General features: G+C 59.4%; 11 protein-coding genes and 1 pseudogene. 5 read left to right on the forward strand and 7 right to left on the reverse strand.

Translation table 11 applies throughout. From position 1 onward, the window contains the following. The first annotated feature begins 3 nt into the window (after window positions 1–3). A complete protein-coding gene (locus tag N018_RS17910; RefSeq protein ID WP_025390386.1) occupies window positions 4–3,477 on the forward strand; it encodes a PAS domain-containing hybrid sensor histidine kinase/response regulator in 3,474 nt (1,157 codons plus the stop codon). A gap of 55 nt (window positions 3,478–3,532) precedes the next feature. On the opposite strand, the gene N018_RS17915 is transcribed toward N018_RS17910, so the two are convergent. Together N018_RS17915 and cysK are read right to left on the reverse strand one after the other, a co-directional pair. Next, window positions 3,533–4,471, reverse strand: a complete 939-nt coding sequence (locus N018_RS17915) for an aspartyl/asparaginyl beta-hydroxylase domain-containing protein (RefSeq protein ID WP_024643304.1) — start codon at window positions 4,469–4,471, stop codon at window positions 3,533–3,535. Window positions 4,472–4,646: 175 nt separating this feature from the next. After that, window positions 4,647–5,621: a cysteine synthase A gene (gene cysK / locus N018_RS17920; protein WP_025390387.1), complete on the reverse strand. Its 975-nt coding sequence runs from the start codon at window positions 5,619–5,621 to the stop codon at window positions 4,647–4,649. A gap of 124 nt (window positions 5,622–5,745) precedes the next feature. Here cysK and N018_RS17925 point away from each other — a divergent pair, with 124 nt between their 5' ends. Then, entirely contained in the window at window positions 5,746–6,816 is a 1,071-nt protein-coding gene (locus N018_RS17925; protein WP_024643302.1) for a DUF748 domain-containing protein, read from the forward strand. On the opposite strand, the gene N018_RS17930 is transcribed toward N018_RS17925, so the two are convergent. Both N018_RS17930 and N018_RS26730 read right to left on the reverse strand, forming a co-directional pair. Continuing rightward, entirely contained in the window at window positions 6,813–7,301 is a 489-nt protein-coding gene (locus tag N018_RS17930; protein ID WP_024643301.1) for a DUF2442 domain-containing protein, read from the reverse strand. The genes N018_RS17925 and N018_RS17930 overlap by 4 nt on opposite strands. Then, entirely contained in the window at window positions 7,298–7,528 is a 231-nt protein-coding gene (locus tag N018_RS26730; protein ID WP_080274867.1) for a DUF4160 domain-containing protein, read from the reverse strand. The genes N018_RS17930 and N018_RS26730 overlap by 4 nt, the downstream gene beginning before the upstream one ends. Before the next feature lie 206 nt (window positions 7,529–7,734). On the opposite strand from N018_RS26730, the gene N018_RS17940 reads away from it, so the two are divergent. Further along, a complete protein-coding gene (locus N018_RS17940; RefSeq protein ID WP_024643299.1) occupies window positions 7,735–8,580 on the forward strand; it encodes an AAA family ATPase in 846 nt (281 codons plus the stop codon). Between the two features lie 39 nt (window positions 8,581–8,619). Continuing rightward, window positions 8,620–9,798, forward strand: coding sequence for a vWA domain-containing protein (locus N018_RS17945; RefSeq protein ID WP_024643298.1), 1,179 nt, complete (start codon window positions 8,620–8,622; stop codon window positions 9,796–9,798). Window positions 9,799–9,879: 81 nt separating this feature from the next. Here the strand turns inward: N018_RS17945 and N018_RS17950 are convergent. The 3 genes and pseudogenes from N018_RS17950 to N018_RS17960 all read right to left on the reverse strand — a co-directional run bounded on the left by N018_RS17950 (window position 9,880) and on the right by N018_RS17960 (window position 11,773). Further along, window positions 9,880–10,388, reverse strand: a pseudogene (locus N018_RS17950) (DUF2937 family protein). A gap of 46 nt (window positions 10,389–10,434) precedes the next feature. Then, complete coding sequence (locus N018_RS17955; protein ID WP_024644488.1) at window positions 10,435–11,223, reverse strand: class II glutamine amidotransferase; 789 nt, start codon at window positions 11,221–11,223, stop codon at window positions 10,435–10,437. A 73-nt stretch (window positions 11,224–11,296) separates the two neighbouring features. After that, on the reverse strand, window positions 11,297–11,773 hold the full coding sequence (locus N018_RS17960; RefSeq protein ID WP_024672386.1) for a hypothetical protein: 477 nt from the start codon (window positions 11,771–11,773) through the stop codon (window positions 11,297–11,299). A 132-nt stretch (window positions 11,774–11,905) separates the two neighbouring features. Here N018_RS17960 and N018_RS17965 point away from each other — a divergent pair, with 132 nt between their 5' ends. Next, window positions 11,906–13,966, forward strand: coding sequence for a S9 family peptidase (locus N018_RS17965; RefSeq protein WP_025390388.1), 2,061 nt, complete (start codon window positions 11,906–11,908; stop codon window positions 13,964–13,966). Window positions 13,967–13,988: the final 22 nt, after the last annotated feature.

A 13,988-nucleotide genomic window follows, 5' to 3' on the forward strand; every position in this document is an offset into this window, starting at 1 on the left:
GATATGTCGCTGTCCAGCGGGCTGATCGCGGCCGTTGCCTTGTCCTATATGGCCATCATGTTCGCCATCGCCTTTTACGGCGACCGCTACAGCGCGTCGCTGCGCCCGACCATGCGCGCCTGGGTCTATAGCCTGTCGCTGGCGGTCTATTGCACCAGCTGGACGTTTTTTGGTGCCGTGGGTCAGGCCGCCGAACAACTCTGGTCGTTCCTGCCGATTTATCTGGGGCCGATCGTGCTGATGGTACTGGCGCCTTGGGTGCTGCAGAAGATGGTGCTGATCAGCAAACAGGAAAACATTACCTCCATCGCCGATTTCATCGCGGCGCGCTACGGCAAGTCGCAATCCCTCGCAGTGATGGTGGCGCTGATATGCCTGATCGGCATGCTGCCTTACATCGCACTGCAACTGAAAGGCATCGTGCTGGGCGTGAACATCCTGATCGGTGCGGTGGCGGACTCGACCGGTACTCGCGCTCAGGACACCGCGCTGGTGGTTTCGCTGATCCTGGCGCTGTTCACCATCGTCTTTGGCGCACGCAATCTGGACGTTACCGAACACCATCGCGGCATGGTGCTGGCCATTGCCTTCGAAGCTCTGGTCAAGCTGTTCGCGTTCATGGCGGTCGGCGTGTTCGTCACCTTCGGCCTGTATGACGGCTTCGACGACTTGTTCAATCAGGCAAAACTCGCCCCACGGCTGGAGGAGTACTGGAAAGACACGATCAACTGGCCGTCGATGATCGTGCAGACCGGCGTGGCAATGATGGCAATTGTTTGCCTGCCACGGCAGTTTCACGTCACCGTCGTGGAGAATATAGAGCCGCAGGACCTGAACCTCGCCAAATGGGTGTTCCCGGCCTATCTGGCGCTGGCGGCCTTGTTTGTGGTGCCGATTGCCCTGGCCGGCCAAATGCTGCTCCCCGACTCCATGCTGCCCGACTCGTTCGTGATCAGCCTGCCGCTGGCCCATGCTCACCCGTCGCTGGCACTGCTGGCGTTTATTGGCGGCGCATCGGCCGCGACCGGCATGGTGATCGTCGCCTGCGTGGCGCTGTCGACCATGATTTCCAACGACATGCTGCTGCCCTGGCTGTTGCGTCGCAAGAACACCGAGCGACCATTCGAAGCGTTTCGTCACTGGATGCTGACAGTTCGGCGCGTCAGTATCGTGATGATCCTGCTGCTGGCCTATGTCAGCTACCGAATGCTCGGTTCGACGGCCAGCCTGGCGACTATCGGCCAGATCGCCTTCGCCGCCATCACCCAGCTGGCGCCGGCTATGTTCGGCGCGCTGTACTGGAAACAGGCCAATCGCCGTGGCGTGTTTGCGGGCCTGGCGGCCGGCATCTTCATCTGGTTCTACACCCTGGTGCTGCCGGTCACGGCCCACGGCATGGGCTGGTCGTTGAGCACTTTCCCGTTGCTGGAATGGCTGCACAGCAACCCGTTCAACCTGCCGATCTCGCCCATGACCCAGGGCGTGGTGTTATCAATGGCAGGCAATTGCACGTTGTTCGCCTGGGTATCGACGTTGTCGCGCACGCGGGTGACAGAGCACTGGCAAGCAGGCCGCTTCATCGGTCAGGTGACGCAAGAGCGCGATTACACCCGTCCACTGCTGGCGGTGCTGATCGAAGACCTGCTGAGTCTTTCGGCACGTTTTGTCGGTGAAGACCGTGCCCGCCAAAGCTTCGTGCGCTTCGCTGAACGGCAGGGCAAGGCCTTCAACCCCAGTCAGAACGCCGACAGCGAATGGATTGCCCATACCGAGCGACTGCTGGCAGGCGTGCTGGGCACGTCGTCGACGCGGGCAGTGGTCAAGGCGGCTATCGAAGGCCGCGACATGCAACTTGAAGACGTGGTGCGCATCGCCGACGAAGCCTCGGAAGTCCTGCAATTCAACCGCGCCCTGCTGCAAGGCGCCATCGAAAACATCACCCAGGGCATCAGCGTGGTCGATCAGTCGCTGCGACTGGTGGCCTGGAATCGTCGTTACCTTGAGCTGTTCAATTACCCGGAAGGCCTGATCGGTGTGGGTCGGCCGATTGCCGATATCATTCGCTACAACGCCGAGCGCGGATTGTGCGGCCCGGGCGAAGCGGAGGTGCATGTTGCACGACGTCTGCACTGGATGCGCCAGGGCCGCGCTCACACGTCGGAACGGCTGTTCCCGAACGGCCAGGTGATCGAGTTGATCGGCAACCCGATGCCGGGCGGCGGGTTCGTCATGAGTTTCACTGACATCACTGAGTTCCGTGCGGCCGAACAGTCCCTCAAGGGCGTCAATGAAAGCCTGGAACAACGCGTGGCCGCGCGCACCCATGAACTGTCGCAACTCAATCAGGCCCTGACTGATGCCAAGGGCATTGCCGAAGCCGCCAACGAATCGAAAACGCGCTTTCTGGCGGCGGTCAGTCACGACCTGATGCAGCCGCTGAACGCAGCACGGCTGTTTTCTGCGGCCCTTTCCCATCAGCAGGACGGCCTTTCCGGTGAGGCCCAGCAACTGGTCCAGCACCTGGACAGCTCGCTGCGCTCTGCGGAAGACCTGATCAGCGACTTGCTGGACATCTCCCGCCTTGAAAACGGCAAGATAACTCCGGACTGTCAGCCATTTGCGCTCAATGCGCTGTTTGACACCCTTGGCGCCGAGTTCAAGGCCCTGGCCCAGGAGCAAGGTCTGACATTCCGCGTCAGGGGCAGCTCGTTGCGCATCGACAGCGACGTCAAGCTGCTGCGTCGGGTGCTGCAAAATTTCCTGACCAACGCGTTCCGCTACGCCAAAGGTCCGATTCTGCTGGGTGTCCGGCGCTCCGGCGACAGCCTGAGCCTTGAGGTCTGGGACCGAGGGCCGGGTATTCCGGAAGACAAGCGCCAGGTGATATTCGAGGAATTCAAACGCCTCGACAGCCACAAGACCCATGCTGCAAAGGGTCTGGGGCTGGGACTGGCGATTGCCGATGGGTTATGCCGAATTCTCGGGCACCCGCTACAGGTGCGCTCGTGGACCGGCAAGGGCAGCGTCTTTAGCGTGCGGGTGCCGCTCGCCGCCGCTCAGGCTCCGATCTCCTCCGCGCAGGCCGACATCAGCCGCCCGGCGCTGAATGGAACGCAGGTGCTGTGCGTCGACAATGAAGACAGCATCCTGATCGGCATGACCAGCCTGTTGTCGCGCTGGGGTTGCCAAGTCTGGACTGCGCGCAACCGTCAGGAATGCGAAGCGCTGCTGAATAACGGCATACGCCCGCAGATTGCACTGGTGGATTATCACCTGGATGAGGGCGAAACCGGCACTGAACTGATGGTCTGGCTACGAACCCGTCTGGGTCAGCCGGTGCCGGGCGTACTGATCAGCGCCGATGGTCGTCGCGAGCTGATTGCCCAGGTGCATGCCGCTGGTCTTGATTACCTGCCAAAGCCAGTGAAGCCTGCGGCACTGCGAGCGCTGTTGAGCCGGCATGTGAATCTGGACTGAAAGAAGGGGTAGCGGTTGTTTACCCCTGCGGCAAACAACCGAATACAGCAGCGAATCAACCGAACAGCCAGTAACCCAGCAATGTCAGCACGATGACAGCCAGCACGGGACGCAGCACACGATACGCCTTCGGGTTGGCACGTTTGAACTGCTTGACCTTGCCACTGAAGGTATCGCTGAAGCGTTTGCTGAACGCATACGCCTGGTTGATCCCGCCAACACGCTCGTCGTCCAGATTCTGTGGTGCCGTCGCACGCCCCAGAAACGCACTGACGCTGCGGTTCACACGCGTCATGAAGCGGTTGGACAACGGCCGCTCGATGTCACAGAACAGGATCACGCGAGTCTGGGTGGTTTCGTTCTTGACCCAATGCACGTAGGTCTCGTCGAACATGACGTCCTGGCCGTCGCGCCAGGCGTATTCCTTGCCATCGACGAAGATCCGGCAGGCGTCGGAATTGGGTGTCGACAGCCCCAGGTGGTAACGCAGTGAACCGGCAAACGGATCGCGGTGTGGATTGAGGTGGCTGTCACCCGGCAACAGGGCAAACATCGCGCCTTTGACGTTGGGAATGCTGTTGACCAGTGCTACGGTCTGCGGGCACAGCGCTTCGGCGGACGGCAGGGCCTTGTCGTACCACTTCAGGTAAAAACGCTTCCAGCCCTTCTTGAAGAACGAACCGAAACCGGCATCGTTGTTCTTTTCAGCCGCCCGGATGTAGCCCTCGTCGAACAGGTGCATGGCTTCATCACGGATGGTTTCCCAGTTGTCCTTGAGAATGTCCAGTTCGGGAAACTTGCTGCGATCCAGGTACGGTTCGGACGGCACGCGGGAAAACAGGTACATCAATGCGTTGTAGGGTGCGAACAATGCCGAGTGATTGACGAACTGCCGCAACAGGGGCAGTCGAGCCCGCCCGCGCAAGTGAACGTACAGCGTGCTGCCGAGGAACAGCATCAGGATCAATGCCTTGGCAACAAATGAAAGGGTCATGAAGCTCTCCTTGAGGCGGGCGAATAACGCCGAACGTCACGCGGGCAGTCGTAATGCATGATCTGAATGAAGGACTACAGGCACCGGCGGACGACGATAGTTGCCCGGTGCCTGGCAGGCTGGCCATCATAAACCCTTGCGCTGCCCGCATGAAGGGCGCACTCGCTAAGATGTGTTACTGCGACAGCTCCTGATCGGTGAACAGATCGCTGAACAGCATGCTCGACAGGTAACGCTCGCCGGAGTCCGGCAGGATCACGACAATGGTCTTGCCCTGCATCTCGGGCTTCTCGGCCAGACGGACGGCCGCCGCCATTGCCGCGCCACAGGAGATGCCACAGAGAATGCCCTCCTCCTGCATCAAGCGCCGCGCCATGGCCTTGGACTCGTCATCGGTGACACGCTCAACCCGGTCGACCATTGAAAGGTCGAGGTTTTTCGGGATGAAGCCTGCGCCGATGCCCTGGATCTTGTGCGGGCTGGGGATGATTGCTTCGCCGGCCATCGCCTGGGTGATAATCGGCGAACTGTCAGGCTCGACGGCGACCGACAGGATCGGCTTGCCAGCGGTGTTCTTGATATAGCGGGAAATACCGGTGATAGTGCCGCCGGTGCCTACACCTGCAACCAACACGTCAATCGTACCGTCGGTGTCGGCCCAGATTTCCGGGCCGGTGGTCTTTTCATGGATCGCCGGGTTAGCCGGGTTTTCGAACTGCGCGGGCATGAAATACTTTTCGGGGTCGCCGGCCAGCAACTCTTCGGCTTGGGCAATCGCACCTTTCATCCCCTTGCCAGGCTCAGTAAGCACCAATTCCGCACCCAGCGCCTTTAGCACCTTGCGACGTTCTATGCTCATGGATGCAGGCATGGTAAGCACCAGCTTGTAGCCTCGGGCGGCGGCCACGAAAGCCAGACCGATTCCGGTGTTGCCCGAGGTGGGTTCGACGATGGTCATGCCGGGCTTGAGCCTGCCGCTGCTTTCGGCATCCCAGATCATGTTGGCGCCGATGCGGCATTTGACGGAATAGCCCGGATTACGCCCTTCGATCTTGGCCAGAATCGTGACACCGCGCGGCGCGAGACGGTTGATCTGCACCAGGGGCGTATTGCCGATGGAATGGGCGTTATCTGCGTAGATACGGCTCATGATGGTGTCCTTGCACATCGGTTAAAAAACAAAGCCTATGCCGCCAGCCGATGGGCGTCCAGTCTGAGCGAACGGATGACCGCGCGCGCAGTCAATCCTTTCATTGAAACAGGAGAGTCATGTCATGAAACGTCGCTACAGCTGGCCGCTATGGACGCTGGCCGCTCTGGTCGTGCTGCTGATCGCCCTTAATATCGCCCTGCCCTATCTGGTACGCGACTATCTCAACGACAAACTCGCCGACATGGGCGATTACCGAGGCGAGATCACTGACGTGGACCTGGCGCTATGGCGCGGTGCCTATCGGATCAAGGGGCTGAAGATCGTCAAGGTCGACGGCAAGGTCCCGGTGCCCTTCGTCGACGCACCGATGATCGAACTGGCGGTCAGCTGGAATTCGCTGTGGAACGACCATGCTGTGGTGGCAGAAGCCTTGTTCACTGATCCGCAGATCAACTTCGTCGACGGCGGCAACAACAAACAAGCGTCGCAGACCGGTCAGGGCACCGACTGGCGCACGCAGATGAACAAGTTGTTGCCGATTACCCTCAACGAAGTGCGGATCAACAACGGACGTATCACCTTCAATAACTTCAGTTCAAAGCCCAAGGTAAAAATCGACGCCGATCAGGTGAATGCCAGCTTTTACAACCTGACCAACGTGGTGGACGTCGAAGGCAACCGCGATGCCGAGTTCAAAGGCAAGGCGCGCCTGCTGGGCCAGGCCAACCTGGAAAGCACGGCCAAATTCGATCCGTTCAGCAATTTTGAAGATTTCGACTTCCGCCTGCGCGCCACGGGTATCCAGCTCAAGAAGCTCAATGATTTCTCGTCGGCCTACGGCAAGTTCGACTTCAACGCCGGTGAAGGCGACATCGTTATCGAGGCGCAGGCCAACAAGGGTCAGCTGAGCGGCTACATCAAACCGTTGCTGCGCAATGTGGAGGTCTTCAACTGGCAGCAGGATGTCGAAAACAAGGACAAAGGCATCTTCCGCTCGGTCTGGGAAGCGCTGGTGGGCACCAGCGAAACCGTGCTGAAAAACCAGCGCGAGAACCAGTTCGCCACCCGCGTCGACCTCAGCGGCAATGTTCATCAACAGGACATCAGCGGCTTCCAGGCCTTTTTGCAGATCCTGCGCAATGCCTTTGTTCAGGCGTTCAATGCGCGGTATGAGAGCAGCAAGGGTTCCTAATGGCCTTTCTTGTCGGCCTTATACACGCCCCGACTTTCGGCCACCTGTAATTCCTGCTGCAACGCGTCCCAGCCCAGACACGCCAGCGCAAGGGTGCGGGGCGTGGCTTCGCGGGAGTTGCTGTAGCGGGTGATGCTGCGGGGGCTAACGCCCAACGCTTGAGCGGCCTGAGCCAGAGGCAAACCTGTACGGGCCCGCCAGCCGATGAAAATACGCGTATTTTCATCGGTGGCGGCCTGGGCCTGGGCATCGAGATACAGCGTATCGGCACCGATCTGTATATCCAGCTCCGGCCACTCGACGGTCCAGCCATCGTCGCCCACCTGCGCCTGAGCGAAGGCGTCTTCGGCCTGCAAGGGTTGCAGCCCCGGAAACGCCTGCACATCGGCGCTCATGTCGAGGACATAGTGCTGATCATTGATGAACGTCAACGCCAGCCGGTGACCGGCCAACGCTTGAGCGTCCTTGATCCGGGGGCGTTTCATGGATGCCATCGTTTCCATTCCTCCATCAGTTCGTCACGGTGAATTCGTATCCATTCAAGGGCCTCTCTCAACACAACAGCAGGGGCGTGTCCGCGCATAGGCTCTACCCTCTCAAGACAAATCAGGACATCCAGACCGCCACCCGTCAGATGAACATGCGGCGGCAGGTGGTCCTTTTCCCCCAACTGAATCCTGTATCTATCCCTGAATCTGTATTTGGTCGACATGACCCGAACAATATAGCCAAATTAGCTATACCGGACGCAACGTTACAATTTTTTGACCCGGTCACAGCGTGACGCACCATTCAAGAACTGAATGAGGCGTCTGCGTTCACAGCCATCAGGCCGCCACGTTATAGTCCGGCATTGCTTGCCCATATCACGGCGTGCGTGCCGTCAGGCCATGCGCAGCCACGCGAGAGGATTGATCCATGAAGTTCGAAGGCACCCCGGCATACGTCGCCACTGATGATTTGAAGCTGGCGGTCAACGCGGCGATCACGCTGGAGCGTCCGCTGCTGGTCAAGGGTGAGCCCGGCACCGGTAAGACCATGCTGGCCGAGCAACTGGCCGAGTCTTTCGGCGCGCGGCTGATTACCTGGCATATCAAGTCCACGACCAAGGCGCATCAGGGTCTTTACGAGTACGACGCGGTCAGTCGTCTGCGTGACTCGCAGTTGGGCGTCGACAAGGTTCACGATGTGCGTAATTACCTGAAAAAGGGCAAGCTCTGGGAAGCGTTCGAATCCGACGAGCGCGTGATTCTGCTGATCGACGAGATCGACAAGGCCGATATCGAGTTCCCCAACGACCTGTTGCAGGAACTCGACAAGATGGAGTTCTACGTTTACGAGATCGATGAAACGATCAAAGCCAAAAAGCGGCCGATCATCATCATTACCTCCAATAACGAAAAAGAACTCCCGGACGCTTTCCTGCGCCGCTGCTTCTTTCACTACATCGCCTTTCCGGACCGCGCGACCCTGCAACGCATCGTCGACGTGCATTATCCGGACATCAAGAAAGACCTGGTCAGCGAAGCGCTCGACGTCTTCTTCGACGTGCGCAAAGTGCCCGGCCTGAAGAAGAAGCCTTCGACGTCCGAATTGGTGGACTGGCTGAAGCTGCTGATGGCCGACAATATCGGCGAAGCCGTACTGCGCGAGCGAGACCCGACCAAGGCGATCCCGCCACTGGCCGGAGCTCTGGTCAAGAACGAGCAGGATGTGCACCTGCTGGAACGACTGGCATTCATGAGCCGTCGCGGCAATCGTTGATCGCCTTTATCCACCCTGTTACCTAAAAGGGCGACAGCCATGCTGCTCAACCTGTTCAACGAAATGCGTGCGGCCAAGGTGCCGGTGTCCCTGCGGGAACTGCTGGACCTCATCAACGCCCTGAAACAGCGGGTGATCTTTGCCGACATTGATGAGTTCTACTTTCTGGCGCGCACGATTCTGGTCAAGGACGAGCGCCATTTCGACAAGTTCGACAGGGCCTTCGGTGCCTACTTCAACGGTCTGGAAAAGCTCGACGATCACTTGCAGGCGCTGATACCGGAAGACTGGCTGCGCAAGGAGTTCGAGCGCTCGCTGAGCGATGAGGAACGCGCGCAAATCCAGTCGCTGGGCGGCCTCGACAAGCTCATCGAGGAATTCAAGAAGCGCCTGGAAGAACAGAAGGAACGGCATGCCGGTGGCAATAAATGGATCGGCACCGGTGGCACCAGTCCGTTCGGCTCGGGCGGCTATAACCCGGAAGGCATCCGGGTGGGCGATGCAGGCGAACGCAAGGGCAAGGCGGTCAAGGTCTGGGATCAGCGCGAGTACAAGAACCTGGATGATCAGGTTGAATTGGGCACGCGCAACATAAAGGTGGCGCTGCGTCGTTTGCGCAAATTCGCCCGCCAGGGCGCAGCGGACGAACTGGATATCGACGGCACCATCGATCACACTGCGCGCGACGCAGGCCTGCTGAACATTCAGATGCGCCCCGAGCGACGCAACACCATCAAACTCTTGCTGCTGTTCGACATCGGCGGCTCGATGGACGCACACGTCAAGATTTGCGAGGAGTTGTTCTCGGCCTGCAAGACCGAGTTCAAGCACATGGAGTATTTCTACTTCCACAACTTCATTTATGAATCCGTGTGGAAGAACAACCTGCGCCGTGGTTCGGAGAGAACCTCTACCCAGGACCTGCTGCACAAATACGGCGCTGACTACAAAGTGATCTTCATTGGCGACGCCTCAATGGCGCCTTACGAGATTACCCAGCCCGGCGGCAGCGTCGAGCACTGGAATGAAGAAGCGGGATACGTATGGATGCATCGCTTCATGGCCAAATTCAAGAAGCTCATCTGGATCAATCCCTACCCCAAGGATGCCTGGGACTACACCACGTCCACGCATATCGTGCGCGACCTGATTGAAGGCCAGATGTACCCGCTGACCCTGCGCGGGCTGGAGGAAGGCATGCGTTACCTGGCGAAGTAAGGACATTTCGACTGCTGTGCATGGCGGTCATCGGCGGCTCTGCCCAACCGATGACTCCCATTGAGTCGTGTGTGCCTGCAGTCAGTGGCGGTCCCTGGCGAGTTGCGGTTTGCGCCGTCCGCCACTGACCACCCAGCCGAGCAACAACATCAAACTCTCGATCATCAGCGCCAGCAACAATGCGGTGATGATGCCCCAGGCGATCACTTCAGGGGCCAGCAGCACCTGCCACGTGTAGCCGTTGTACGTTTCGCGACGAATGTCCGGATCGGCAGACGTGGCAACAAAGACGGCTTTGGCATACCACGGCCCTTGAAGCCCGAGCCACTGGCGTTCAAGAATGTGAGTACGGCTCATCAAGGTATCGATGTTGTCTGCATCGGTTCGGAAAACAGGGTCTTCGCTGTCGCGATAGTGCTGAATCAGCGCCTGTATATCGCCTTTGAAGCGGTATAACCCTTGACCGCCTGTTGAGCCTCGATCAGATGCGCTTCGACACGTTTGCTGTAATCACTGATAAAGCCCGGAATCTGTACTCCGAACAGAAGGCCCAGGGTGAACAGGACCAATCGCAGATAACTTCGCAGCATCAATATCCCTCTTTTCCATTTATCCGGTATGTCTGGGTAGACACCACTACTGTCCGGTTGTCTCGACTGATCCCTGCACCACGCACTCGCCTTTGCGCCAGAGGCTCCACTGGCCCGGCTCGTAGCGGTTCCAGTTTTCGTTCTCGGTCAATGGCTCGGTTGCAATCACTGTCACCACATCATGCGGTGTGGTCTCGGCCTGAAAATCGACGATCACGTCGACATCCTTGAGCCTGGCCGGACCAAAAGGTGCCCGGCGGGTTATGTGCGCCAGTTTGGTACTGCAAAAGCAGAACAGCCAGTCGCCATCGCTCAACAGGCAATTGAACACGCCTTTACTGCGGTATTCAGTACAGGCCTGGATTAGCGAGGGCAACAATTCTTCGATCTCGACCGGCTCCGGGAATGCTTCGCGGACACGATTGAGCACATCACAGAATGCCGCTTCGCTGTCGGTATCGCCCACTGGCCGGTAGAACGTGACGCCCGGAGTGAAGTCAGCCAACTGGCCGTTGTGTGCAAAGCACCAGTTGCGACCCCACAGCTCACGCACAAAAGGATGGGTGTTGGACAGGCAGACCTTGCCCACATTGGCCTGACGAATATGGCCAATCACGACTTCGCTTTTGATGGGGTAACGCTGCACCAGTTGCGCGACTTCCGACTCGCTGCTGGCCGCCGGGTCCTGAAACAGGCGCAGACCCCGGCCTTCGTAGAACGCAATGCCCCAGCCATCGCGATGCGGGCCGGTACGGCCGCCGCGCTGCATCAGCCCGGTAAAGCTGAAAACGATATCGGTCGGGACATTGGCACTCATGCCCAGTAGTTCACACATGCTCGGGTTCTCGCTTCAAGACGTTTGCGGCAGGTCAGACGCCGAATGTACGGCGCTGCCAGCGAAGCGGGATCTACAACCGCGGTTCTACCCGCGTGCCTCTGGCCGGAGGAAGGGGTGCAGCGGATCGGCGCGCGAACGAGTCATCCTCGGCAAACGGCTCGTCGGCAGGGTCTGTTTCGGCGGGCTGAGCGACCGGCTGAGGCTGACGTGCCTTGCGGCTGCGCTCGATCGGCCAGCGGATCAGCACAAACAGCAGGTACGCACAGAAAGCGAACATTCCATACATGGCCAGATCCGATAAAGCCGCCCAGACATTGCTGCCGACCTTGAACATCAGGTCCAGCGCGGTAATCGCAATGGCCGGCGCCATCGCATCCTTGGCGGGATCGACCATGGTCGGCGTGAACAGCAGCACCGCGACCGCGACCAGCAAGGGTTCCTTGAGATACCGCCACATCCAGCGGGTCATCAGGAACCACACCAGCAGGCACCCCAATGCGGCGAAGGCGTAGACGCTCCAGGCGATCAGATAGTCGTTTTCGGTCATGACGTCCGTGGTAAGGCAGGTAAAGAGGCGCTTATGATAACGGCTTTTGCCTGACGCGGCTTGCCTCGCTTCAGTAATCAGTTCAGCGTGTACCGATATTTCCGTTATTGATGCCTTTATAGAGAGCCCAGCATGTCCTTTTCGAATGCAACCTCCAGCGCCCCCATGGCTCGCAAGGCCGATGGTGCCGATCCTTATGCCTGGCTGCAGAATCGCGACACCGACGAGGTACTCGACTACCTCAAGGCCGAAAACGCCTGGCAGGAAGAGCAATTGGCGGATCAGACCGAACTGCGCGAACGCCTGTTTCAGGAGATCAAAAGCCGCATTCTGGAAACCGACCTGTCACTGCCCTCCCCTTGGGGTCCGTACCTTTATTACACCCGCACCACCGAAGGCGACGAATACGCCCGGCACTACCGCTGCCCGCGTCCGGCCGACGACTCCAACACCGTGGACGAAAGCCGCGAAGAACTGCTGCTGGACCCTAACGCAATGGCCAACGGCGGCTTCTTCTCGCTGGGTGCGTTCAGCATCAGCCCTGACCACCAGCGTCTGGCCTACAGCCTGGACACCAGTGGCGATGAGGTCTATCAGCTGTTCGTCAAGGAACTGAGCAGCGGCCAGGTCAGCAGCCTGCCGTTTGAAGACTGCGACGGCAGCATGACCTGGGCCAACGACAGCCGGACGCTGTTTTTCGGTGAGCTGGACGACACCCATCGTCCAGGCAAGCTGCACCGCTACACGCTGGGCGAAGACTCGGCAGAGCTGGTGTTCGACGAACCGGACGGCCGTTTCTTTCTGCATTGTTTCCGCACCAGCTCCGAGCGCCAATTGGTCATCCTGCTCAACAGCAAGACCACCAGCGAAGCCTGGGTGCTGGATGCCGATCACCCCGAGCAGGCCTTCACCTGCCTGGCGCCGCGTATGGAAGGCCACGAATACTACCCGGATCACGGCCTGCTCGATGGCGTCTGGAGCTGGTTCATCCGCAGCAATCAGAGCGGCATCAACTTCGCGCTGTACCACGCGGCGGAAAAGGCCGACGGCGTGCCGGTTCGCGATGACTGGCAGACGCTGGTGGCGCATGACGAGCAGGTGATGCTCGAAGGCGTCAGCCTCAACGCCAAAGGCATCAGCCTCAGCCTGCGCGAAGGCGGCCTGCCGGTGATCGAAGTACGCCCACAGGATCTGCCAACCTATCGCGTGCAACTGCCGGACGCTGCCTACAGCCTGTATGTACAGGACACGCTTGAGTTCGACAGCGACAGGATTCGTCTGCGCTACCAGTCGCTGAACCGCCCGGCACAGGTACGGCAGCTCACCTTGGCGACCGGCGAGCAAGTGGTGCTCAAGGAAACCCCGGTCTTGGGCACCTTTGACGCCGATGCCTACGTCAGCCAGCGCCTGTGGGCCACCGCCAGCGATGGCACTCAGGTGCCGATCAGCCTGGTGGTCAAGCGCGAACTGGTCGGCACGGCTACCCCGCTGTATCTGTATGGCTACGGGGCTTACGGCGAAAGCCTTGATCCGTGGTTTTCCCACGCGCGCCTGAGTCTGCTGGACCGTGGCGTGGCATTTGCCATCGCCCATGTACGTGGCGGCGGCGAACTGGGCGAGGCCTGGTATCGCAACGGCAAGCAGGAGCACAAACAAAACACCTTCGGCGATTTCATTGCCTGCGCCGAACACTTGATCACTCAAGGGCTGACCACTGCCGAACAACTGGTAATCAGCGGCGGCAGCGCAGGCGGCCTGTTGATCGGCGCCGTACTCAATCAGCGTCCCGATCTGTTCAAGGCGGCGATTGCCGAAGTGCCGTTCGTGGATGTGCTGAACACCATGCTCGACCCGGAGCTGCCGCTGACTGTCACGGAATACGATGAGTGGGGCAACCCACAGGAACCTGAAGTCTACGAACGCATCAAGGCCTACGCGCCATATGAAAATGTCAGCGCTCAGGCCTACCCGGCCATGCTGGTCATTGCCGGTTACAACGACAGCCGTGTGCAGTACTGGGAAGCCGCCAAATGGGTCGCCCGACTGCGCGAACGCAAGACCGATGACAACCTGCTGCTGCTCAAAACCGAACTGGGTGCGGGTCATGGCGGCATGAGCGGTCGCTATCAGGGCTTGCGTGACGTTGCGCTGGAGTACGGGTTTATCTTCAAGGTATTGCAGATTCCCGAATGAACTTGGTGTGAATCACCTGTCT

The sequence above is a fragment of the Pseudomonas syringae CC1557 genome, assembly GCF_000452705.1.
GTDB classification, from domain to species: domain Bacteria; phylum Pseudomonadota; class Gammaproteobacteria; order Pseudomonadales; family Pseudomonadaceae; genus Aquipseudomonas; species Aquipseudomonas syringae_F.